The sequence below is a fragment of the Paucilactobacillus nenjiangensis genome (assembly GCF_008632615.1).
Lineage (GTDB): Bacteria > Bacillota > Bacilli > Lactobacillales > Lactobacillaceae > Paucilactobacillus > Paucilactobacillus nenjiangensis.
This window is the reverse complement of record NZ_CP043939.1, coordinates 32,670-57,249: the sequence shown is the minus strand read 5'-3', so window position 1 is coordinate 57,249 and position 24,580 is coordinate 32,670. Positions and strand designations below refer to the sequence as shown.

General features: G+C 38.0%; 25 protein-coding genes. 6 read left to right on the top strand and 19 right to left on the bottom strand.

Translation table 11 applies throughout. The annotated features are described in order from the left end of the window. Positions 1–27 precede the first annotated feature (27 nt). Complete coding sequence (locus F0161_RS00265; protein WP_150203003.1) at positions 28–681, top strand: NAD(P)H-binding protein; 654 nt, start codon at positions 28–30, stop codon at positions 679–681. 67 nt (positions 682–748) lie between these two features. Here the strand turns inward: F0161_RS00265 and F0161_RS00260 are convergent, their stop codons facing one another. Further along, positions 749–1,411: a Crp/Fnr family transcriptional regulator gene (locus F0161_RS00260; protein ID WP_137601289.1), complete on the bottom strand. Its 663-nt coding sequence runs from the start codon at positions 1,409–1,411 to the stop codon at positions 749–751. A 181-nt stretch (positions 1,412–1,592) separates the two neighbouring features. Further along, positions 1,593–2,528 carry a 2-dehydropantoate 2-reductase gene (locus F0161_RS00255; protein WP_150203001.1) on the bottom strand — a complete coding sequence of 312 codons (936 nt, stop codon included), beginning with the start codon at positions 2,526–2,528 and terminating at the stop codon, positions 1,593–1,595. Between the two features lie 466 nt (positions 2,529–2,994). On the opposite strand from F0161_RS00255, the gene F0161_RS00250 reads away from it, so the two are divergent. Then, positions 2,995–3,237 carry a DUF1905 domain-containing protein gene (locus tag F0161_RS00250; RefSeq protein ID WP_225423264.1) on the top strand — a complete coding sequence of 81 codons (243 nt, stop codon included), beginning with the start codon at positions 2,995–2,997 and terminating at the stop codon, positions 3,235–3,237. Between the two features lies 1 nt (position 3,238). Here F0161_RS00250 and F0161_RS00245 read toward each other — a convergent pair whose 3' ends face one another. Together F0161_RS00245 and F0161_RS00240 are read right to left on the bottom strand one after the other, a co-directional pair. After that, positions 3,239–3,910 (bottom strand): YoaK family protein, encoded by a 672-nt coding sequence (locus tag F0161_RS00245; RefSeq protein WP_137601286.1) that lies wholly within the window; start codon positions 3,908–3,910, stop codon positions 3,239–3,241. 105 nt (positions 3,911–4,015) lie between these two features. Then, on the bottom strand, positions 4,016–5,809 hold the full coding sequence (locus F0161_RS00240) for a heavy metal translocating P-type ATPase (protein WP_150202999.1): 1,794 nt from the start codon (positions 5,807–5,809) through the stop codon (positions 4,016–4,018). Between the two features lie 231 nt (positions 5,810–6,040). Between F0161_RS00240 and F0161_RS11370 the strand changes: the two genes are divergently transcribed. Beyond that, complete coding sequence (locus tag F0161_RS11370; protein WP_170175896.1) at positions 6,041–6,181, top strand: hypothetical protein; 141 nt, start codon at positions 6,041–6,043, stop codon at positions 6,179–6,181. Between the two features lie 62 nt (positions 6,182–6,243). Here the strand turns inward: F0161_RS11370 and F0161_RS00235 are convergent, their stop codons facing one another. Next, positions 6,244–7,173, bottom strand: a complete 930-nt coding sequence (locus F0161_RS00235) for a DUF7916 family protein (RefSeq protein ID WP_150202997.1) — start codon at positions 7,171–7,173, stop codon at positions 6,244–6,246. Between the two features lie 265 nt (positions 7,174–7,438). On the opposite strand from F0161_RS00235, the gene F0161_RS00230 reads away from it, so the two are divergent. Further along, positions 7,439–8,668: an FAD-dependent oxidoreductase gene (locus F0161_RS00230; protein ID WP_225423262.1), complete on the top strand. Its 1,230-nt coding sequence runs from the start codon at positions 7,439–7,441 to the stop codon at positions 8,666–8,668. 60 nt (positions 8,669–8,728) lie between these two features. Further along, a complete protein-coding gene (locus F0161_RS00225) occupies positions 8,729–9,208 on the top strand; it encodes a helix-turn-helix domain-containing protein (RefSeq protein WP_137601283.1) in 480 nt (159 codons plus the stop codon). A 60-nt stretch (positions 9,209–9,268) separates the two neighbouring features. Here F0161_RS00225 and F0161_RS00220 read toward each other — a convergent pair whose 3' ends face one another. The 12 genes from F0161_RS00220 to F0161_RS00170 all read right to left on the bottom strand — a co-directional run bounded on the left by F0161_RS00220 (position 9,269) and on the right by F0161_RS00170 (position 20,828). Further along, on the bottom strand, positions 9,269–9,577 hold the full coding sequence (locus F0161_RS00220) for a winged helix-turn-helix transcriptional regulator (RefSeq protein WP_150202993.1): 309 nt from the start codon (positions 9,575–9,577) through the stop codon (positions 9,269–9,271). A gap of 12 nt (positions 9,578–9,589) precedes the next feature. Then, positions 9,590–9,994, bottom strand: coding sequence for an LmrA/YxaF family transcription factor (locus tag F0161_RS00215; RefSeq protein WP_225423149.1), 405 nt, complete (start codon positions 9,992–9,994; stop codon positions 9,590–9,592). A 6-nt stretch (positions 9,995–10,000) separates the two neighbouring features. After that, complete coding sequence (locus tag F0161_RS11510) at positions 10,001–10,156, bottom strand: TetR/AcrR family transcriptional regulator (RefSeq protein ID WP_225423147.1); 156 nt, start codon at positions 10,154–10,156, stop codon at positions 10,001–10,003. 181 nt (positions 10,157–10,337) lie between these two features. Further along, on the bottom strand, positions 10,338–10,520 hold the full coding sequence (locus tag F0161_RS00210; protein ID WP_150202991.1) for a MarR family transcriptional regulator: 183 nt from the start codon (positions 10,518–10,520) through the stop codon (positions 10,338–10,340). Between the two features lie 79 nt (positions 10,521–10,599). Next, positions 10,600–11,805: an MFS transporter gene (locus tag F0161_RS00205; RefSeq protein ID WP_150202989.1), complete on the bottom strand. Its 1,206-nt coding sequence runs from the start codon at positions 11,803–11,805 to the stop codon at positions 10,600–10,602. Positions 11,806–12,130: 325 nt separating this feature from the next. Next, the gene (locus F0161_RS00200) at positions 12,131–12,985 is read right to left on the bottom strand and encodes a helix-turn-helix transcriptional regulator (RefSeq protein ID WP_137601278.1); all 855 of its coding nucleotides are present in this window, start codon (positions 12,983–12,985) and stop codon (positions 12,131–12,133) included. Positions 12,986–13,156: 171 nt separating this feature from the next. Continuing rightward, entirely contained in the window at positions 13,157–14,452 is a 1,296-nt protein-coding gene (locus F0161_RS00195; RefSeq protein WP_150202987.1) for an NADPH-dependent oxidoreductase, read from the bottom strand. Then, the gene (locus tag F0161_RS00190) at positions 14,452–15,081 is read right to left on the bottom strand and encodes an NADPH-dependent FMN reductase (protein ID WP_137601276.1); all 630 of its coding nucleotides are present in this window, start codon (positions 15,079–15,081) and stop codon (positions 14,452–14,454) included. The genes F0161_RS00195 and F0161_RS00190 overlap by 1 nt, the downstream gene beginning before the upstream one ends. A gap of 22 nt (positions 15,082–15,103) precedes the next feature. After that, entirely contained in the window at positions 15,104–16,063 is a 960-nt protein-coding gene (locus F0161_RS00185) for an FAD:protein FMN transferase (protein WP_150202985.1), read from the bottom strand. Between the two features lie 327 nt (positions 16,064–16,390). After that, the gene (locus F0161_RS00180; protein WP_150202982.1) at positions 16,391–16,852 is read right to left on the bottom strand and encodes a universal stress protein; all 462 of its coding nucleotides are present in this window, start codon (positions 16,850–16,852) and stop codon (positions 16,391–16,393) included. A gap of 13 nt (positions 16,853–16,865) precedes the next feature. Beyond that, the gene (locus F0161_RS00175) at positions 16,866–18,248 is read right to left on the bottom strand and encodes an Nramp family divalent metal transporter (RefSeq protein ID WP_150202980.1); all 1,383 of its coding nucleotides are present in this window, start codon (positions 18,246–18,248) and stop codon (positions 16,866–16,868) included. A gap of 633 nt (positions 18,249–18,881) precedes the next feature. Continuing rightward, positions 18,882–20,828 carry an elongation factor G gene (locus tag F0161_RS00170; RefSeq protein ID WP_150202978.1) on the bottom strand — a complete coding sequence of 649 codons (1,947 nt, stop codon included), beginning with the start codon at positions 20,826–20,828 and terminating at the stop codon, positions 18,882–18,884. Positions 20,829–21,197: 369 nt separating this feature from the next. Between F0161_RS00170 and F0161_RS00165 the strand changes: the two genes are divergently transcribed. Then, positions 21,198–22,058, top strand: a complete 861-nt coding sequence (locus F0161_RS00165) for an FUSC family protein (protein ID WP_150202976.1) — start codon at positions 21,198–21,200, stop codon at positions 22,056–22,058. A 43-nt stretch (positions 22,059–22,101) separates the two neighbouring features. Here the strand turns inward: F0161_RS00165 and rlmH are convergent, their stop codons facing one another. Both rlmH and F0161_RS00155 read right to left on the bottom strand, forming a co-directional pair. Next, the gene (rlmH, locus tag F0161_RS00160) at positions 22,102–22,581 is read right to left on the bottom strand and encodes a 23S rRNA (pseudouridine(1915)-N(3))-methyltransferase RlmH (protein ID WP_150202974.1); all 480 of its coding nucleotides are present in this window, start codon (positions 22,579–22,581) and stop codon (positions 22,102–22,104) included. A 640-nt stretch (positions 22,582–23,221) separates the two neighbouring features. After that, on the bottom strand, positions 23,222–24,523 hold the full coding sequence (locus tag F0161_RS00155) for a S1C family serine protease (RefSeq protein ID WP_150202972.1): 1,302 nt from the start codon (positions 24,521–24,523) through the stop codon (positions 23,222–23,224). Positions 24,524–24,580: the final 57 nt, after the last annotated feature.

The following is a 24,580-nucleotide window of genomic DNA, read 5'->3' as shown; positions in this document are numbered from 1 at the left end:
TAAACATTTAGAAGGGAAGTATTGAACATGAAAAAAGTATTAATTTTAGGTGGTAATGGCCGTATTGCTCAATTTGCAACACAAAGCTTATTAGACGACAGTAGTGCTGATGTTACATTATTAGTCAGAGATGCCAACAAAGTGCCTGAAAAGCTCCACAATCAAGTCAAAATTGTCGTCGGTGATGTTTCTGATTTACAATTTTTGACCGAAGCCATGTATGGGATCGATTTGGTATATGCTAATTTAGCCAGTAACAGTATCGTTCCATTAGCCGAGAATGTTGTCAAAGCCATCAAAGCTACCAAAGTTCAACAACTGATTTGGGTTTCCACACTGGGAATTTACGACGAAGTCCCTGGAAAATTTGGTGAATTTAACAATACAACGTTAGGTGGCGGTGTCAAAAATAGTTATCTGACGACGTATGCAGATGCCGCTAAATTAATTCAAACTTCTGATGTGAACTACACCATTATCAGGCCTGCTTGGTTGTCCGATAATACTGACGTCGATTATGAAACCACAGAAGCTGATGAAACCTTTAAGGGTACTGTTGTTTCACGTAAAAGCGTTGGTACGTTCATCGCTAAAATCATAGCCAATCCTGAGCCATATCGTGGCCGTTCAATTGGGGTTAACAAACCAAATACCGACGGCGACTCTCCAATGAAATACTAATCTTAATTTTTGTAACTAAAAAGGTTGGAATCAAATTCGCATTTGATTCCAACCTTTTTGAGTATTTTTAAACATCTTCCAATGCATCAATATCTAACAGTCGTACTTGTTTATGATTTTTTTTAATTAATTTCTTTTGTTCTAATAATTTTAATTTACGTGACAAGGTCTCTGGTGTCGTACCTAAAAACGTTGCCAAATCTTTCATTTTCATTGGAATGACGACATTCTCATCATCTGCCACCTTATTTAGGTTTAACAGGTAATTAGCTAAGCGTTCTTCGACCTTCTCCATTGTTAAAAATTGTGATTGCTGCTCAATTTGTTTCATTTTATCTGCATTAATTGACAATAGTTTAAGTGCCAACTCTGGATAGCTTTCGAGCAAATCATGAAAATCAGAATGTTTCAAAATACAAACTTCCGTTTTCTCCAGTGCCTCACCGTATACATTTTCATTGTGAGCACCAAGTAGTGCACTTTCACCTTCATAATCACCTGGTTCAGCAATTCGCATCAATTGTTCATGCCCATTGGCAGACAACTGATAAATCTTCAGATCTCCTCTAGCAACAATCACTAATTGAGCTTCTTCGTTTGGATCAATCACGACTTCCCCTTTTGACAAAGTACGATGACTAACCAGGTCGTTGATGCGCTTTTGGTCTTCTACATCTAACACATCAAACAATGGTACAAGGGTGACACATAAATGATCTTCTTTTAACATACCACGACCCCATTTCCTATTCGTTAACTTTTTGACTGATAATATTAGAAATCATTAACGAATATTATCTAAGTTTCAAAATAACACACTCACTTATTTTTTTAAATCATAACTACTTATTAACTCAAATTGTAAAGTAACCTGATTTAAAAATACTTGATACCTATCAAGAAAGTAAATTTTATTTTAAAATAATATCTTCTTTAGCATGAATCAATTGAGTAAGGAAATCACAGTATGGGGTGCTGACACCATATTTACGACCTTTACGCGAAATTGCACCATTAATATAGTCAATTTCAGTCAGTCGGTGGTTCTTAATTAAATCTTGATGCATAGATGGAAAGTGTTCCCCTATCGTAGTACGGTCGTAACATTTCTCTACGAATTCAATCGCTTCTTCAACGTCCAACTGAACATTCTCAAAGGCAGCCACGGCGGCAAATTCTTTAACAATACTAGCCACCATATCGTGTGCATCTTTAGTTGCGCCAAAATCAGCCATATTCACATCAAGAAGCGTGCATAAACCATTCATCGTTCCATTAACACATGCTTTTAAATAAATGGTGTTATGAACATTTTCAGTAAAGTGCGCATTCAAACCAGCCTCAGTTAAAACATCTGCAATGGCAATTGCCATATTTTCTTCACCTGGTGCTAAATTTTGTAAATTGACACTCCCTGCTCCAAAAGATTCGGAGTGCCCCGGAGCAACTAAATTAGCTGTCCACATCGTGTTACCAATAAATATGTTTTTACGACTGACGTGTTTTGCAATTATATCTTCATGGCCAATGCCATTCAATAAGCACAACACTTTGGTATTGTCGTTCATAATGGGTTTCACGTCTTGCAACATCTGATCAAGCTGCATGGCTTTAGTGAACACAATTAATAATTCGACAGTCACATTAGCCGGTATTTCTTGTGGTGTAATTATCGGTATCGCGGCATTATGCGTTTGATTATCAATAGTCATTTTCAAGCCGTGCTCACGAATTGCATTGATATGGTCAACCCAATTATCAATTAAAACAACTTCATTATCTGCTTGATGTAAGGCAAATCCAAAGCGGCTACCTAAGGCGCCAGAACCGGCGATTGCGATTTTCATAAGGCGATTTCTCCGTTTCAAAAATATTCTTTTTGCCAGAATATCACGAATTAAGACGTAGGTGTTTAACTCTTATAACATCCTAATCGTCTTCTCATCAAATTCTCGTTATTCCGACTTAATAAACAAATTTTGCCAACAAAAAAGACCAGCATTAGATTTGCCGGCCCTTCCTTAATTACATCAGCACACTGCACCATTAGATACGGATGCTGATGTCTTAAGTTGTATTCCACTAGTCAAAAGACATCACCCCCTTTTTGTTGTGTAAAATATAGCACCATTTACTATCAAATTCAAACAAAAGGTTTGGTCTTGTTTCACGTGAAACAAAGTGTCTGTTATCACCCGCGTTTGATTGACTGCAGCTCTGGGAAAGCTGATAATTTAGACATTAAATTATCACGAGGTATTGACTATGGAATCAAAACATTTTACATATGATACTAAAATTCAACAATCATAAATCGGCAAAGGCGGTGCCTTTGTGATTTTTCCATTTAATATTAAAGCCATGTTTGATAAAGGTCGTGTCAAAGTGAATGCCAAATTTGATGGCGTCAGTTACAGTGGCAGCGTCGTAAACATGGGTCTTAAAGATAATGACGGGAATGTTTGTTATATTCTCGGTATTACCAAGGCCATTCGCAAGGAAATTCAAAAGGAAATTGGTGACAACGTAAACGTTGAAGTCGACGTTATACCATAAACTAGCGTTTACGGACAATAAACCAATAATAAGCCAAAATTAGGCCTAAAATAACTGCCGCAATCCAAATTGAACGAATCGCAACTACTTTTTGAATTAATGCGGATGCCAACGCCCCAATTACAAAACTAACAACAATTTTTGTATAAGTCACACCCTTACTCATATCATCAGAACTATTTGCAACGATCCCGCGCGTAAAGCCATTGACCATATTACGAATATTCCCGGTCGTGAAGGTACTGTTATATGTCCGACCATCAATGTGGGTAAAGGCGGAAATTTGCATTGCCATCACAAAGGCCAATGGTGGGGTCACAAGTAAATTGGAGGCACTTGTAGGAATAAATCCCACCACAATACAGACAATAATCTCTAAAACCAAAGGAATCACACGCCAATGTAGTTTAGTTGGTTGTAGTTTATAATTCATCACATTCGTCACCGAAATGCCCACCATAAATGAAAGCATCGTCATTAATTTAATGAACACATTACCCCAATGGCCATCAACCAGATCACTCATGATAAAAATGACATTGCCAGTCTGTCCTGCCGCCATCACCCCACCACGTTGAATAAACGTGTAAGCGTCCATAAAGCCACCAACAAAGGTTAATCCCATGGCGATTTCTTGCAGTTCATAATTCTTGATTGTTGGATTTCTTTCCATTATTCATACCCGTCCTTAAAACTGATATAACTAATTTACCACAAAATAAAAGATCCACGCACAATCGAACGTGAACCTTATCATTGTTATCAATTTTGTAAACTTTTAACTACCTTTTGCTCTCAAGGCATATAAAATCGTAACGGTATCAACGAGTTCTTGCAGCATCGCACCGAAAATTACTGGAATCACCCCAACACTCGCAATTAACATTAAAATAGTACAAATCAAAATACCAATCAACACCGCCTGTCGTGCAATTTTCATCGTATACTTAGAAATTTGAATGACTGCCGGTATCTTAGCTAAATCATCATTCAAAATCACTGCATCAGCGGATTCACTTGCTGCCGTCGCACCGCTCTTCCCCATTGCAATCCCAACGTCCGCAATCACTAGAGAAGGCGCATCGTTTACTCCATCACCCACCATCGCAATTGGATGTTGCGTACTTGGAATTTCATTAAGGACTTTAATTTTCTCCGCAGGCAACCTCTCAGCAAAGACTTGAGTAATCCCAACTAAATTAGCAATCTTATCCGCAATGGCTTTGCGATCACCTGAAATCATGACCAAATTTTTAATCCCTAAGTCTTTCAATTCTGACATCGTCTCTTTAGCTTCAGTCCGTACTTCATCGGCAAAAGTGATACATCCGATATATTTACCATCAATTGCAACATAAATGGCAGTATCTTGAATCTGTTTGACTTGTTCATTATCAACTAATTTAGCGTTTCCCGCTTGAACCAACTGACCATTCACGGTACCCTGAATTCCCTTGCCCGGTATCTCAGTCACATCGGTGACACTAGGTAATTCTTCATACACGGCATCTACAACTGATTGAGCCAAAATATGATTGGAATGTTGTTCGACCGCCGCCGTTAAAAATAATAGCTCCTTTTCTGATGTTCCTGCAACAGGTAATACATCTTGAATTTGCAGATTTCCTTGAGTAATTGTTCCTGTCTTATCAAACGCCATGGTTTTGATTTTAGCTAATTTTTCCAATGTAGTACCTGATTTAACTATGACACCACTGACGCTCGCTTTACTCATCCCCGCAACCAATGCAATTGGTGCGGCCAAGATTAATGGACAAGGGGATGCGACCACCAGGACTTCGGCGAAACGAACTGGATCACCGGACAAATACCATGCAGTTCCGGCAATGACGTACGCTAGAATGGTAAATGGAATTGCGTATTGATCAGCCATGCGCACGAAATGGGCTGGCTGTGATTCAGCTTGTTTCACTAATTTGATAATTCCCTGATATTGACTATCCTCAGCAATTTTATCTGCTTCAATCGTTAAGGCTGACTCACCATTAACAACCCCAGATAAAATTTCGTCATTTACTTTTTTATCGATTGGTTTTGATTCACCAGTAATTGAAGCCTCGTCGACTAATGACGCTCCTTCAATAATGTGGCCATCAATTGGAACCACTTCCCCTGGTTTAACCAAAATACGATGACCAATCTTGACTTCATTAATTTCAACATCGGTGATTTCTTGCTTTTCATTTAACAAATGCGCTTTACGTGGAGCTTTCTCCAGTAAGGCTTGTAAATCAGAGTTGGCCTTGGTGGCTGCGTAATCTTCTAAGGCATCCCCACCAACCAACATCAACAACACAATCAAAGCCGCCCAATATTCACCAATCGCCATAGTTGCAACGATGGCAGTGATGGCTAATAAATCCACACCAAAGTTACCTGAGCGAATTGTCTTCACCATATCAATAACCATTAGAATAGTGATAATTGATCCCAATATTGTCACCACAATTTGGGCAATCGAAGGCATTTGAAGGATAAACTCCAAAATTAACGCAATCAATCCAACTACCCCAACTGCAACTAGTCTTCGGTACTGAATTAACTTTTTCATAGTCCCCTCCTTGTGAATATATTATTTAATTCAATTATAATTGGAATACATTTTATGTACAAGAAAGACGATTGCTAGAATGGTAAATATATTTGATATTAATTGGAAATGGAACTATTATAGTGTCAGGAAGTGAAATATTCATTTCCTCAAAGTGCTTCAAAAGCCGATACTTTTCGTCTAACGAGAGTCACCGCAACTTTTGTCCCACCTACTAAAGAGGTGATTCAAATGGCAAAACTCAGTAAGGAAGAACGTAAAGCTTTGATCGAAAAAGCCACCCAAGAACGCGCCAAACATCCACAAACCAAAAAAGTTTCTGGATTCGCTGAATTGGATAAAGAAGCCGCTAAACTAACCGCCGAAAACTAAGACGAGCTAACCGGCTCCGCATAAAAAATACATCTGCTTCGTGCAGATGTGTTTTTTTGATATTAACGTAAAACTGAACGAGCAATCATCGACAACGTATGACGTTTACCACGAATTGCTTGACTCATCGTGTAGATATTTTCGACGGGCGCCACTCCTGAAAAACCAGAATCACCAATATGTTGGATGTCCACTCCACATATTTTATTTCTAATTGCCATGTTTTCAATGACACTTGTTGAACTGCCTTCTTGAGACGTACCGATTGCTGAGCAAACTAACGTATCATGCAGATGTGCCAATTGAACGATGCTTGTTAAATCTGCTTCAGTAAAACCTGGTACCGTGCCAACTGCGGGTACTAGTACCACATCTGCCCCAGCTTCAATAAATTCGGTGATTGATTTTACATCGCCAATTGGTTCATCAACACCAGCTGAGTGCATCTTTCCGACCATAATAATACCCGGGAAATATTGCTTGGCTTCTTTTAACGCTTTTACAATGGCCGCATTGTCCGTTCCAACTCCCGGATTACCAGTTAATAAAATAAAATCGAGGCCTAAGCTTGCCGCAGATTGAAATGTTTCGACTGTGGCTGATCGACCTGGAGTTAACTGTTCTTGATTACTCATTAACTTGGTGTCTTTCGATAAAGGCTCAAGATTCGCCCCCACTGGGCGGCCAACCAAATTACGTAATCTATTTACGGCGTCAGAATGAATTTTCGCGGTTTGTAAAGTTTCTTCATTTGGATAAAGTCCTAAAATACGTGGATTGAAGACATCAAACATATTCAATAATATTAAATCCGCCCCAGCTGACTTAGCCACTTCCGCATCAGTAATATCACCAACCAACGGTTCTTTAATGACAATTGTTTCTGATAAAATGACCCGTCCTTCTGATGCTTTAATACTTTGTTTCAGTTCACTAGCATTGAATCCTAAAATATCACTTGCATTACAACTAATTAATCGTTTAACCGTCATTCGGATTCTCCTTTATTAAGTCAGCAAACAGTACATTCCTTACCGATAATATAGGTTTACTAAAAATAAATGTCAATTAATTTTTAGTTTTTGTTGACAAGCAACAAAAACAAGGTTATTATGTTGCCCGTCAACAAAAATAAAAAAGAAGGCTTTAAAAATGAAAATAATGATTATTGGCGCATCACACGCCGGCTATGAAGCAGCGCAAGCAATTCACGAAACGATTGTCGATGCTCAGATTGATTAGTTTGACACTGCAGACATCGAACATTCAGTTAACTGGGCAGAACAAAGAGGAGCAATTAACAATCCTGCTGTCAATCAAATGAATCGCGAAGAACTAGAAACTCATAATATCCATGTCCACAGCTTTTATGAAGCAACGGCAATAAATCCTACGAACCATAGCGTACAATTTGTCAACGTTGTAGACGGAGCAACAGAAAGCTTTAATTATGACAAATTAATCATTGCCACTGGTGCACATGCATTCAACTTACCAATTGCTGGCAATGATTTAGATAACGTTGCGACTCTTCGCCACGGTAAGCAGCATCAACTGATGGCAACCGTCAAACAAGCTAATATAAAAAATATCGTCGTTGTAGGAGCTGGTTATATTGGGATGATGGTCAGTGACCAGCTCAGCCAGTTTGGAAAAAAAGTGACGATTGTCGACATCAATGACAGACCTTTATCAACTTATTTGGATGCTGACTTCACTGATATTTTGAACAACCATATGCGTGAAAAACAAATTGCGTTTATTCCAAATACCAAAGTTGAGTCCTTTAGTGGAAATGACCACGATCAAGTGACTGCCGTTCAAACTAATCATGGTGTTTTCGATGCTGACTTAGTTGTCGTTTCTGCTGGTACACGCCCAAATACCGATTGGATTGGTGGCGAATTAACAATTAATGAGCGCGGATATATTGTCACTGATGATTATTCAAAAACGAGCAATAAAGATATTTTCGCTATCGGTGATTCAACTGAAATTTTATATAATCCGACTCACCAACGCATGAATATTTCATTAGCCAGTAATGCCGAACGGCAAGCACGAGTCGCCGTTCGCAATTTATTTGAACAAACAAAGCCAATTCACGGCGTACATGGTTCAAGCGGTTTACAACTATTTGGTGAATTATTCGCCAGTACTGGTTTGAACACTTTGACGGCGGGCCGTAGTGGCATTGACGTTGAATCGACTTATGTTGAACAAGTCAATGCAATGCCCGGCTTCTCTAAAGAACCAGCACAAACCGTTAGATTTAAATTATTTTATGCGCCCAAATCACATAAAATATTAGGTGCCGCCATTATGTCTACGGCCAATGAAACACAACAAATTAACATCATTTCCGTGGCCATCCAAATGGAAATGACTCTAAAACAACTGGCCGATGCAGACTTGTTTTTCCAACCTAAATTGACTAATCTTTGGAATGTGATCAACGTCGCTGCCATGAGAGCGTTAAATAATTAACCTAGTTTGCCTATGAATGGATTATAATGAAACTATCAATTCATTTCAGGAGAAGACAGAATGACTGAAGATTATTATTCAACGATTTCGAATCAATTACACAAAATTCGCGAACGTAACCAAGACGTTGTTAATGAACATCGTAAATTGGCCCTAGAACTTAATGACCCTAAGTTACAAACAATAGCCGAAAACATTTCTATCCTTGGGTTGCACATTTTATCATCATTGGAGGATGAGCCATTAACCGGCATTGAGCTCGCTAACTTGCTTGAAGCTACACGGGGTGGCATTTCACGGGCCGCGAAAACATTAATTGAATATCAGTTAATCCAATCCTTTCAACCACACGACGACAAGAAAAAAATCTATTATCGTCTAACGGCCGATGGTGCAAATCTTGCCCAGGCACATGATGAAATGCATCATAAATTAGAAATTGCTTTTCGAAATCAAATTTTAAAAGGTTTATCGATTGAAGATCAGCAAGTTATTGTTAAATTTTTAGATAGTTTTATCAATTTCCGTCCGAATCCGTAAGTAAAAACAGCCAGGCAAATGCCTGGCTGTTTTGTTTCATGTGAAACTTATTTTGCTAACTTAAAAATCATCACTTAAGCTTGCCACTTCTTGATTACCAAATTGCTCGATTTGTGAAATTAACGCTTGCGCCTTAACACCATCCGACGTTAACTGATATTCATAATCTTCACTACTAAGTAATTTCATGCTTTCTAGCTTACTCAATATAATTAGTAAATTAAACGTTGATATGCCACGAATCGCGTTTCTAACTGCCATAAGTGGTTTACTTTCTTCGGTTAAAAATTGTAACACTAACATGTACCACTTATCCGATAAAATAGACAAACCCACTTTGGAGCCAAAACTAATATCACGTACTGTCATTTGAATTCACCCTTAAACGATATTTAACTGTGTCGATAATTTGCTGATTGCGCGTTCCAATGGTCGATTAGTTTCATCTAATTTGGTCAACATAATCGCCCCCTGCAGTGTAGAAATAATATATTCTGCCGATATATCTGTATCCCGTATTTCTAATTGCATTAACTTAGCATCCAACGCTGATTCCCAGGTTTCAATTAAATTTTTTAATAACAATCGGTAATCTTCGTCTTTGTTCGACATTTCAATAATGACATTTCCAATCGGACAACCATAATAATGATCTTGTTCTTGATGAAAATCCAAGAGCCATTCAAACATCAATTTGATTGATTCAGTGGCTGGTCGTTGCGGCGCTAAAATTTCGCCAATTAAATCGGCACGCCATTCTTGATCAAGCTGCTCCAGTACATCCATCCCAATTTATTTTTTAGTATCAAAATAATAGTAAAGTTGGCCTTTCCCCACATCTGCGTTGCGCATAATATCAGTAATAGAAGTTTCTAAATAGCCTTGTTCATAAATCAGGCCTCTAGCAGCAGTAATAATTTCACTTTTTACTTTGTTTTCTTTAGGCATATTAATCAATTCCAATCCTATATCGAATTTTTACCAGTATGTAAAAACCTACCGGTCGGTACAATCAATTTAGCACTAGAATTAACTCAGTTCAAGAATAAACACTTTCCCCTTAACAAATATTGCATAAAAATGGTACTAATCCCATAATTAGATTAGTACCACGTCTGTCATATTCAAATTAGTTATCACTGCAAGCATAGTAACAATGTTTTGGACTAATAATTTGTTCTGACGCTTTCAATGATTTAATTGCCTTGGCTACATCACTTGAACTAAGTTTTGTTGCCGTCGCAATTTCACCACTTTTAAGTGGCTCAACTGATTCTTTTAGGGTTTTTAAAACAATTTCTTCTGATGACATGTAATTGCCTCCTATAGATTTGTTTAAATACTTTACAAAGATACTATAACAAATTACATCAAATGTTTCACATGAAACATTATTCTAATACTACTCGTTCCATTGTACTTAACGCATGCTTTTCTCTTAACATCACGGCAGCGACAATTACTACTATCGTTCCTAAAATTGCAATCAAGATATCAAATTGCATTGCCAACGCGATGCTTGTTTTTGATAACCAGCCAGTAACAATCGGTACCGTAAATGTGGCAATCGAACCAAACATAAAGTAAGTTCCTGTAACAATCCCCTTATGCGTTGGGAATAAACGTAAGAACATATTTAAAGCCACTTGCATCATTCCACTCGCAGCAGTAAACCCAAAGATAAAGGCTGCCACAGCGGAAACCATTTGAACTGTTGTCATACAAATTACGATTAACGCTAGTAATGAAATCAAATTATTCACAATCAACAACAATGATTCAGAAACTTGTCGACGCAAGAGCGCAAAGACAATGACAACCCCTGAAATTGACCCAAGACTATACAATGACAATAGCCCATGGGCAACTAGCGAGCTATAACCCAATTCTTTTGTCGAATACATCGTGATCCATTGAGTAAACAAAATCATCACTGCCATTGAAGAGTAACCGTAAATTGATAACGCGCCACTAGCAATCCATTTTTTAGCGCTCGAAATGTTGCCTTCACGAACAACCCCTGTTTGATGTGCCTGATTGCGTTGAGGAAATTGGACCCGCGTTACTAAAATTAAATTAATCACTAATAATGCAACAGGCAACATGAATGACCAGCCAAACCACATTGATTTAGCTTCTAACATCGTGACAAGCAATGGCAAGACGAATTCTCCAAGAGACATTGCGGCTTTGATGAAGACGTTTGATGCACTTTCTTTACCGCCCATTTCCATAAATGTTGGGTAAGTCCCTGAGTCTAACCCCGAGTTAGCTACCCCAGCTAAAATAGAGAGGACGTAGGCTACTTGGATATTGGGTGCAAATGGAATACCAGTAAAGAAAATCAAGTAAGTTCCCATACCAATATAAATCAAGAGTTTACGCCCAAATCGATCTGATAAGTAGCCAAACGTAAAGTACGCTAACAAGCGACCGATTCCAATTCCCGATACAACATAAGAAACCGTTGCAATTGGCGCGTTCCACAGATGTCCTAACGACGCCATGTTTTGTGCTAAAATAATTAGTCCAAAACCATGAATAATATAATTGATGTATAACGATAAAGATAAATGTAATTTCATTTTGTTTGTCATATTTTCCACTCCTCATTTTTTCCAAGAAAAAAACCAGCTAGAGAGTTTCCTAGCTGGTTTGTATTTATCCGTGAGTGGACAATGACAGTTTCAGCTAGGACTTCACGTCTAGCTGGCACATCAAAGGATGACTAAGCTTTAGACGCAAACGCGTTTGGTTGCGTTCGCATCAAAGCTGCGAACGCTAACTAAAGTAATAGCCAAAATAAAAATTATTAACTTGAATTAGTTTCTTTGTCATACCATTGTTCCTCCTGTGATTTCGTTATTATTAAAACACAATAAGAAACTGCCGTCAACACTCATTTAATTTTAATGTTTCCTTTTAGTACGCTTCACGACGCATACTTTCAATTCTAGTAAGCAATACATCGTTTTTATTTATTTTTGCAAAAGCTTGCGCGTCATTGAGTAATTCATCAATCACCTCTGTTGGCTGCTTGGTAGCTTTTGCATTTTGTGCCTGTCGAAAAAGAATTCGAGCGACATAATAAGTCACATGATTTTTCGCACAGACATTATAACCATATTCGAGCAGTGAATCACTAATTTTGTAGTCACTGACATGGGCAAAATACTCGGCAGTATAAAAAATCATGTTTAGCGCTCGCCAAATTGACTTATCATCAATCAATAGTAGTTCGTATAAGCCTGAAAAAACTTTTTGAAAGTAGAATTCAGCTTTCTCAACAGATCCGGAGCGACTATATGTCACTCCAATTCCTGTGTACGCTAACTGCGTAAAAATCGTTCGATGTTGTTCGTCTAAATTATTAATGATTTGATCAAAATAATAGAGTGTATCAACCACATTTGCGTCAGTCAAAGCTGACAAAAAGCCTTTTACAAAATAATATTGTAATTGACTATTTGTATTTAACAACTCTGGTTGAACTTGCGTAAGGCTTTTTTCTGCTTGGGCATATTCACTAGTAATCAAGGTGAACTCTGCCTGATCTAAAATTTTAGTTTGTTCTGTTTGAGACTGTAGCTGAATCGGAAAAATATCATCCAGTGTAAGTCCCAATCTCGTACATAATTTCAGTAAAATTCGAATGGCAGGAATTTGTTCTGAATTTTCAAATTTACTCAAAGTTGCTTGCGTACAAATACCATCACACAATTGTGATTGTGAGTAACCTAATTCTTTTCTCGTTTGAATAAACAACTCAATATTCATAATCAAATACTTCCGATATCATTATTATTAATGACTTCATTCTATCAGATAAATAGTTATAATACACTATTCCAGTTGAATATATTCATCTCAACTCATTAAATCGATTATCTGGGATGCCATAAAAAAATGAAGCGATGCCATGATTAGTGGCTTCACTTCATTTTTTGGTTAACCTTCTGAGGCTCCAGTATCTGCATCCGTTGCAGGAATATCTGGTTTAACCTCAGCTTGTGGTGCAGGTGTTTCTTCTTCTGACGCACCAGTGTCGGCATCAGTTTGCGGTGCTTTAGGAGCCTCTGAAGCTCCAGACGTAACATCTAAGCCCGTAACTGGTGGAATTCTTTTAGCCGTTGGATCATCCACTAATTTTTGGCCTGTGACCGCAAGATAGTACTTGATAATAGGCATAATATCCAATACCCATTCATTTACACCACGATAACGTCCGTTTTCATCACGCATCGCTTTATAATAATGCATAATGTGCTTGTCTGGGCCATTGCCAGGAACTGGCATACTAACTAAATCAGTTCCATTTCTCAAAGCATGGATAACTTGTTTAACATGATTTACTGCACGCCCAGGATGTACGTTGGATAATGGATCTCCAGCTTGTCCCGGTTGACGTGGTGCCAACATTTTATTGGCTGGCAAGTAGTGATTATAATAAATAAATTGATTATTATCATCTGCGTACGTCAATTCCATTGGCATTGAATTTAAGAAATAATTCAATTGGTTAACGGTTAAAATTCCTCGATCAAGTTTTACATATGTTCGACCATCCACAGCGTGAACCTTTTCAGCAGCGCGTTCAACCCAATCTTCTGCCTTCATATCGACACCATCAATTGTCGTATTTACTTTGTGGTTCGATTCTAGATCTTCATCAAGATAATTCTTTGGATCTGGAGTATCTAACAAATCAATCACCTTCACATAATGTAAGAATTTTTCAAAAATTGAATCTAAGAATTTAACTGTGCCAGCATCTTTCAGATTGCCCTCATCATCAAAAGCGTGTTTGGCGTCTGATAACAAGAATTCGTTACTTGGCATCACGTATGCATTTACACCTGGTGATTCCATAATTTGTTTCAAGTGTAGCTGTGCTCGAGATGAGCCTTGTCTGTGGTATGAAGCACCGACAATCCAAACTGGTTTGACTTCGAATGGATGTAATTTAAATGATAACCATTCAATGACATTCTTCATTGCTGCCGGTACAGTATGGTTGTGTTCTGGCGTTGCTAAAATTACACCATCAGAGCTGAAAACTTTTTGGTACAACTTTTGTACAGCCACTGAATCACTTAAATCCTCATCCTGGGTAAAAACAGGAATATCATCAATATCTAAAACTTCAATTTCAACTTCATCTTTGTAGTGTCTGGCAATAAAACGAACCAGCATTCTGTTATATGATTGCTCCCCAATGGAGCCTGCAATTGCGACTAATCTCATTATTTTACCTCCCCAGAATTCGAACCTTCATCCCAAGAAAAACTACTCATTTTGGCTGCATCATCGTCGTGAGTATGGTTTAACTGTGCTGAAATGTCGATAAACTCATCAAAATCAACAAACAAAGAATCTAACCATTTTGCCTGTGTTTCATCAATTAAAAAGCCGTCGTTATTAAATGCTTTCAATGAATTTGATAGTAAAAATTCAGAGCTTGGCATCACACGTGCTTTGATTTCCGGTGAATCCAAAATTTGACGTAATTGTGCTTGTGCTCTTGATGCACCAAGGTTACCAAATGATGCCCCTGTAATTAATACCGGTTTGTCTAACAATGGTTGAATCCCATATGACAACCAAGCCAATGCACTGGATAAAATTGCTGGAATGGCGTGATCATATTCAGGCGTGGCAATGATTACACCATCAGCCGCCGTAATTTTTTCTGCCATATCTTTAGCTTGTTGTGGGACCGTCATTTCGACTGTTTTCTTAAAAATTGGTAGACCTGCAACTTCAACTAATTCAATTTCAACATCATCCTTGTAACGCTTTTTCATATATTCCAACAATCGACGATTAGTCGATAATTTCGAGTTTGATCCAACAATAGCGATATATTTTTTCATGAAACACCCTTCTTTCAATTAATTAACTCGTTAACGACGTAGTCAGCTGAAAACTTTCAGTCAAACCACTTGTTACTTCAACACTTAAATCTCGCTTAATAAATATAGCTTCAACACCTGGCTCTGCTTCAATCAACTCTTTACCGTGGTCAATTCCCTGATAAAAAGCAATCGTCGACCAGATTTCACCATCAATTGATTGATTGCTAACAATCGTGACACTGGCCAAATCATTCGCAATTGGATACCCAGTCAATGAATCAAACATATGATGATATTCGTGACCATCAATCACCAATTTCCGTTCATAAATTCCTGAAGTGCCAATGGATTTTTCTGGTATGTGCAGAATACCAATAGGGATATGTCGATCTTTAACTGGATTCTGAACCCCGACGTTCCACATCTGATTATCATGAATACTGTTTCCCACCAGCAAAACATTTCCACCTAAATCAATAATGCCAGTCTGAACACCATTTTTAATCCACATTTGCTTCACTGCGTCGGCGATATAGCCCTTCGCGATTCCACCTAAATCCAGTTCCATACCGGTAAATTTTAAATAAACGCTATGCTCTTCATCACTTAATTCAATCGCATCCGGATTAATCAACTGCAAACAGTGCTTAATCGCCTCTTCACTAGGTTTATTCGCTCCATCAAATCCAATTTTCCAAAGCTTAACCAATGGACCAATGGCAACGTTAAATCCCAAGTGCTTACGACTAACTTGAACAGCCGTTTTAATTAATTCGTACGTCGACTCTGACACTTGGACTGGGGCAATTCCGGCTTGATGATTAATATTCATCACTTCGGATTGATCTCGATTAACAGTCAAAGTATCCTCATAACGGTTAATCATTTGCTCTGCTTTTTGCAACTGGGTTTGATTCGCTGCCGGCGCAATCGAGAGCGTAATTACAGTCCCCAAGCCTCGAAACTTTTGCTTTATTAATTCTATAATTATCGCCTCCATTAATTGCCGTTATTATAGTCGAACCGAAACCGTTTTCAAATGATATCAAAAAAATATTCATAAAAACGCTACAACAAGTTACTTTGTAAAGTATTTACTGATATTTGCTTAACATTATTATCCAACTAGTTTTCAATGTTCATATTTTCACAAGTTACGATAAAATGCAAACAAAAGTCTTTGCCATTATTAAACCATATTTTTGAGAATATCTCAATATATATTATTGGAATAAATAGTAAGTAACTCAATTTAAAAAATATTTAAATATATCAAAAAAGCCACGCTTCTGCGTGGCCAAAGTATGTTTGTTTCACGTGAAACATTTTAACGAGCAATCATTGATGAAATCTTAGCATTACGAGCAACGTAAACGGCTTGTGAACCAAGATAATCTAAAAATCCATCTTTTGAATGAGCTCCAATAATAATTAAATCAGCGTTAGTTTCAGGAATTAGATCTTGTACTAAGACTGCGCCTGCTTTACTACCATTACCAACAATTGTCTCTACATCCGTCAAGCCTTGAGACAATGCATATTCTTTGTATCGGTCCAAATGCTTTTGAAGTTCATCTTCTTTTTCCCGAATCACTGGGATACTCATCGCATCAAAAGTAGATAAATCGCCTAATTCTAGAATCGAAGCAATGACTAACTTGGCACTATCCTCACTCGCTTGATGAATTGCATTTGCGAGTGCAACATAGCCTTGATGAGATTCATCAACACCAACTAAAACCGTATGAAAATGTTTAGGTTCAATATCTAATGATAATTTATTATCCATTTTATTCATCCCCCTAGAAAATGCTTCCAATAATTTGAACGACTAATTGAATGTTCAATAATGTTAACACAGCGAAGACAATCCATGCCATAATAGTCATCCATTTAGAATTAGCGAACTCACCCATAATTTTCTTAGAGCTGGTAAAAATAATTAGTGGTGCCATTGCAAATGGCAACGCAACGGACAAGAACACTTGTGAATAAACCAAAAGTTGATCTAATTTTGATTCATTTCCACCATACAGCAAGGTGAAGAAGACAACTGGTACTAAGGCAAATCCACGAGTAATTAAACGTTGTAGCCACATTGGAATCTGCAAACGTAGGAAGCCATTCATGACGACTTCACCAGTCAGTGTCCCAGTAATGGTTGAATTTTGACCAGATGCTAACAAGGCAACTGCAAATAACGTTGAAAGTATTGGTGATGCTACTGCACCAGCGATTGTTTTATCACCAAGCGCATTGTACATAGAACTGAACGTTCCAACTGAATCACCATGACCAAAGAACATTGCTGCCCCTAAAACTAACAGCATCGAATTAATAACAAAAGCTAATGAAAGTTGAATATTTGAATCCCAAGTCATGAAACGAACGGCTTCGCGCAGTTCTTTTTTATCATCACGATTCACTTTACGTGTTTGAGAAATTGAAGAGTGCAAATATAAGTTATGAGGCATAACCGTTGCCCCGATAATACCTAATGCCATTAAGAGTGGTGAATCAGCTCCATGAATTCCTTGATTACTGATTGCTTGTAATTGGGGTAAGTAACCACCAAAAATCGCAGCAACATTTGGCGAAGCTGAAATGACTAAATAACTAAAAATCAACAAAATCGTTAAAATTAAAGTAACAACAATAGCTTCAATTTTTCTAAATCCAAACCGCATCAGTAACAATAATAGCAATACATCTAACGCTGTGGTCAGAACTGAAGCAATCATGGACCAGCCAAATAATAAGTGAAGCGCAATTGCGCCCCCAATAACTTCGGCAATATCGGTCGCCATCAGTGCAAGTTCCGAAATTACCCAAAGTACAATCCCGCCGAACTTATTGGTTCTTGCTCGAGTCGCTTGTGCCAAATCTTCGTGCTTAACCATACCAAGCTTTCCCGCCATATACTGTAACATCATCGCAATTAATGATGAAATCAAGACAACGGACAGCAACGTATATTGGTAGGTTGCCCCACCTTTAACTGAAGTAACCCAGTTACCTGGATCCATGTAACCAACAGCTACTAAAGCTCCTGGTCCTGAGAAAGCGAGTAATTTTCTCCAAAATGAGCCATCCTTTGGTGCAGCAATCGAACCATTTACTTCACCTAAACTTGAGCTTTCCGCATCAAGTTTACTCACGCTTTTTTTCTTTGTTTCGTCTGCCATGACAAAACCTCCTACCATCATAAATTTGATGGACGAGTACTTTCCCCAGTACTATATTAACTTGTCAAAACAGCTAAATAAATTTCATAAAGATTTTCGTCCAACTGCATTACAGTTGGAAGCTTATGACTTTCATTTAACCATGGACTAGTCCTCCGTCCGTTAAACATTATATATGCTTATAAAAGTTTTGGCAACCCTAAAATTCTTTTTAATATAAACTAAATTTACGTGTGAAATAACTCGAAAAGCTCACGAGGATTAATCTAAGATTATGAATGATTTCGTTTCGTAGAAATCGAATAATCTGTAATTAAACGCAGTGAGTTGAGTTATTTCACCGATTATCACTATTACCGCTATGTCCATTGAACTATGGCGCAGTTCGCCAGTTCAAATGGCAACCCTAAAATTCTTTTTAATATAAACTAAATTTAGGTATGAAATAACTCGAAAAGCTCACGAGGATTAATCTAAGATTATGAATGATTTCGTTTCGTAGAAATCGAATAATCTGTAGTTAAACGCAGTGAGTTGAGTTATTTCACCGATTATCGTTATACCTCTATGTCCATTGAACTACGGCGAAGTTCGCTCAATCAAAGTCAAAAAAAGAACCAACTTTCGTTGATTCTAATTTGGTAAATTTGTATATTCGACGTGCGCTGCGGCCGGAACGTCACTCCACTTAACTGGATAACCAGCTCCATGCGCACAAAACAATGAGTCCGGTGTATTATCTAAATCTGAAACCGGCTCATAATCAAATTGTTCTAACACCGTTTCTGTATTATGACATGGTTGGTAACCGGTGAAAACACATTCAAATTGACCCTGTCCGTGAGTAAAGCTATTTATTTCCTGGCTATAATCATTCATTTCCGATACCGGGGCCGTACCGGTCAAAATAGATAAACCATTATTAGCATCGCTAGTTTTGGGTGAATCTAAAATGCCTTTCATTCGTTGTACATCATTCATCACCCGACCCACATGCGTTTGATCAACTTCAATTCTAAACTGATACCATGGCTCTAATAATTGAACGTTGCCTGATTGTTTTAACATCATGAGTCCTTGACGAACTGCACGCCAAGTAGCTTCTCGAAAATCGCCGCCTACTGAATGTTTAATACTAGCCCGGCCATTAATCAACGTAATTTTCGTATCAGTTAGAGGTAATCCGGTTAACACACCTAAATGTTCTTTGGCTTTTAAACTGGTTAAAATTTGCTGCTGATAATTATTAGGTAAAACATCTACACTACAGTCAGAAGCAAATGTTAACCCGCTGCCGCGAGGGCCTGGTGATAATAGCAAATGAACTTCCGCATAATGTCTCAGTGGTTCAAAGTGACCAACCCCTTCGACATCTTGAGAAACCGTTTCTTGATACAAAATACTACTCTCGCCAAACTCAACGTCCAAGTGATATCGACTCGCCAAAATCTGTTGTAAGATTTCCAACTGAACCTCTCCCATGATTTGGACATGGATTTCTTGTAAATGACTAGACCAAGTCACATGTAACTGAGGGTTCTCATCCTCAAGTTCCCTAAGTGCCACCAAACATTCTTTGACATCATGACCATTTAAATCTACAGCATAGTTCAGTACTGGCTGTGTCGATAGCGGTTGGCTATTTTTTTCACTCCCTAATCCCTGGCCTGGAAATGAAGTCTTAATCCCCGTGACAGCGCAAACTTCACCAGCTGATACTTGCTGACTCAAATCATATTTACTTCCACTATAGATTCGCAATTGATTTGCTTTTTCGTCATTAAATAGTACTGCTTTATTATTCAGCGTCCCGCCAATCACTCTAATCCAAGTTAACCGTTCACCTTGAGAATCGTACGAAATTTTAAAAACTCGCGCTCCGAAATCTGCCTTGGTTTGAGAAGAAGCGACAGTCCAGCGTTCTAATCCACTAATTAACTCGTCGATACCGTTCAATTTTAACGCTGAACCAAAATAAACTGGCATTATTCGTCGTTGTTTAATTAAATTTTGGACCTGTTCATCCTGAATCACACCAGTTTCCATGTAATCATCCAAAACTGCATCATCCTGCATCGCAATCTCATCATAACGTTCATCTTTTAGAGGCTCCGTAAAATCGACACAGACGTCGGATAACACTGATTTTAATTCGGCGAGTATTTTATTTTTATCGGCCCCTGCAGCATCCATTTTATTAACGAAGATAAACACAGGTACTTGATAACGCTCTAATAATCGCCACAGAGTTCGTGTATAGCTTTGAACTCCATCAGTCGCTGAAACAACTAAAATAGCGTAATCTAACACATCTAAAACTTGCTCAGTTTTATTCGCAAAGTCCACGTGCCCTGGAGTATCTAGCAACGTTACTTCGAGCTTATCTGTCTTAAAATTGGCTTGATGAGAGGCAATTGTAATGCCACGCTTTTTTTCCAACAAATCTGGATCTAAAAAAGCATCCCCATTGTCAACGCGTCCCATTGTACGAACTTCACCCGTTTGATACAACAACGACTCAGATAACGTCGTTTTGCCAGCATCAACATGGGCAACAGTCCCAATAACTATTTGTTTCATGCTTATTCCTTCCACTCATACGACAAATTGATTTGATTTAAATCTGCACTGTGCAATTTAAAATATATTCTTAAAAATAGCTAATATTTATCAGCTATTACCAAAGGAAATATTGATACTTCCAATGATAACTTGCTATACTCCTCAACACTACTTTTTGGAGGGGATCTTATTTACCAATTAATTCAACTCAGTCCCGGTGCACTGAGAATTAAAATAGCAAACGCAAAATCACAAGAAAAGAAACGTTATATTCAAGCTCTATTGCTCCGAGACGTCTCTCTACTCTCATTTGCCATCGTCTATATTACCTTATTTATCAAATTGTTTGGATCAGCTAATAGTAGCGTAGCCGTGGCCAGTTTTTGTATGATTATCGCAATGCACTTTGTCGGGTTCGGCTATCGTGCAAGTGATAGCATTGTATCACTGGCCATCGTTTTGTTCATTATGTTTATCGGTGGCATAGCTTGGTTTGCACTGCCAACTTCGTTAGGATTTATTGCCAATTTTCTGAGCTTACTTCTGATAATCATCTTAACTAGTGCTCGCCCAGAATTTGGTAATGCCGGTGTGTATGTCTTCAGTTATATTTTCATTACCGGAATGACGGTGACGGGTAGCTTGATTAAAACAAGAGCCATCGCACTGATTACCGTGTTTACTATTCTATCCTTCATTATGATTTTCAAACATAGTGCTTTTGATTCGCAGCACCGATTACACCATGTCTTTTCTCAATTTAACCTACAGACTAAATTAAAGCACTGGCAGCTTCGCCTAGCTTTTGGTGTCAGTTCTGTCATCGCGATTGCTGACTGGGCCAATATCAACCGTCCAGTTTGGCTAGGTTATGCCTGCATGTCGATCTTATTACCTCAATCTGGTGGTTATCTAGGCCGCGCAACACATCGCTTTGCAGGGATAGTTATCGGTTCAATACTCTTTGTTTTAAGCGTCACTTATTTGCCGGAACAATGGTTTTTCATTTTAGCACCAACAGCAGGTTTTGGGCTTGGATTAACCATCAATTACTTTCTACACAGTGTCTTTAATTGCTTTGGCGCATTAACCTTAGCGACAAGTATTTACGGCCTATCTGCTTCCAGTGAATTGAGAATTTTCGATAATGGTGTGGGTATCTTCATTGCATTATTGTGTATCCTTGGCTTTAAAATCATACAAAATGTTTTGCATAACATCGGACAAATGCAATTCAAGCACGCTTAATAGACTCTAACGGCTAATCGCAAGATTGGCCTTTTTTATCCGATTATTTATGATAAGGACTGCCTTCATTTATCATAAACGCCCGATAAATCTGTTCCGTTAACACTAATCTCATTAATTGGTGTGGTAATGTAAATCGACCAAACGAAATTTGTGCATTTGAACGTTTCATGACAGCGGCATCCAAGCCTAACGAGCCACCAATCACAAACGTGATATCTGAATGGCCATAAGTAGCCAATTGGGTTAGTTCTTTGGAAAACTCCTCAGAAGAACGCTCCTTACCTTCAATCGCTAACGCAAAAACATACTCTTTGTCTTTAATTTTGCTCAAGATCCGCTCGCCTTCTTTTTGCTTAACGGTCTCCATTTCCGACGAGCTCAGTGATTCCGGTGCTTTTTCATCAGGAACTTCCACAATTTGAAATTTAGTGAACCTTCCTAGTCGTTTGGCGTATTCCGCGATGCCATCTTTAAAGTACTTTTCTTTGAGTTTTCCAACCCCAATTATTTTGATGTTCATAACTACCTCTTTTTCCACAAGTTATCCACAGAGTTTTCCACAGGCAGACTTCTAAAATGTATAAAAAAAGTTCAAATAATCTTCAAACTCTATTGACACCGTTATTTTATACAAAAATGTTATCCACAGTTTTGCACAGAAACAAGCGTTCGTTTAACACGCTTTCAAAGACTGATATATCAACGATTATTGCATTCTTTTTTTTTATTTTAAAAAGTTATCCACAACTTATCCACGTCTTTGTGGATAAGTTTTACACCAGGTGTTAATGCCCATTCTGCGGCATTTATATTTTCTTAATAATTATAACAGAAGTTTTCCACATAGTTTTCCACATCCAAATTTATTAGAAAATATCTTGCATAATTCAGCATGAACTACATGGTTTTTTGAACTAAGTTTTGTTCGGAAAATATTTCAATATCTGCCTATTAATCTCTAATTTTAGAATATAATTCTATTTATTGTTCGTGATTAATCCGATATATACGCTAAATGTGTCGTATTTTTGTTCTTTCTGGTCAAATATTCATTCTTTTAAAATGTATATGCACTTTCATCCCTAGCGTGTCCTTATTTCACATCGTTCGGATTTTACTTCAAAAAAAAACTCCAAGACGGAGTTTTATCTGAATCTCTATTATGAACTACTGCTATCACTACTACTGCTCAACGTTGAGGTTGATTCAGAGAGTTTGATTGTTGCGGTTTTCTTTTCACCATTGTGATAATACGTGACGGAAACGGAATCACCAACCTTGTGGTCATACAACACATCTTTCAGTGAAGCTTCGTCAGTGACTTTTTTACCATCCATTTTAGTAATCACGTCATATTTAGCTAAGCCGGCATTTCCAGCAGCTGATGGTGACAAGATGGACATCACCACGACCCCACTAGTCACTGTTGAAGGTAATTTTAATACTGAAGATTGTTGTGAACTAGTGACTTGATCTAAACTAACCAGTTCTATACCTAAAGCCGGCCGTGTAATCTTGCCGTCCTTCACTAATTTATTAATCACCGTCACAACTTCATTACTTGGAATTGAAAAGCCCATCCCCTCAACACTCGTACCAGAATCATCAGTCGTTAATTTCATCGAATTGATGCCGACTACCTGTCCAGCTAAGTTAATCAGTGGTCCTCCTGAATTACCAGGATTAATGGCGGTATCCGTTTGAATAACGGTTGCGTTCCCAGTGGTATTACCAGAATTATCTTGCACTTGCACTGTTCGCTTAGTGGCTGAAATAATTCCTTGGGTCACTGATGAGGCATATTGAGAACCTAATGGTGAGCCGATTGCTAAGACCGTTTGTCCAGCATCGATTTCATTTGAATTGGCAAAACTAGCGACTGCAGTTACATTTTTAGAACTAATTTTTAAGACAGCTAAATCAGTTGCTGAGTCAGTTCCGACAATTGTAGCGGTCACTTTTTTACCATTACTTAAAATCACTTGGATCGCTGATGATCCGGTCACCACGTGATTGTTAGTAACGATATAAGCCGTGTCTCCATCCTTCTTGTAAATGACACCAGAGCCTTCACTGGCAGCTTCTAAGGAGCTATCTGAGCTGCTAGAATCTGATGAAGAACTATCACCAGTGGTATATCCGTACAGACTGTCCGAACTACTTGATTCTGCCTGTAAATTTTCAACTGACACAACAGCAGCTTTAACTGACTTATAGGCTTTTGTCGACTGGCTAGTTCCAGTTACCTTGCTCTGGTTAACTTTCGTGCCACCTTTTTTATTCGAACTAGATGGTGTCGACAGTAAACTGCTAACATTACCATCAGAAAGATATGACCCAACGCCATAAGCTGCCCCACCACCAATCAATCCGGCAGCCAAACCAATTAAGCCAACTTTCCACCACAAATTAAGTTTGAAACGTCTTTTCTTTTTAGGTGTTTCTTCATCATTATTTTGCATGTTATCCTCCCGTTTAGTTGTTATGAATAGAATAACAATTAAATTTGAATATATTAT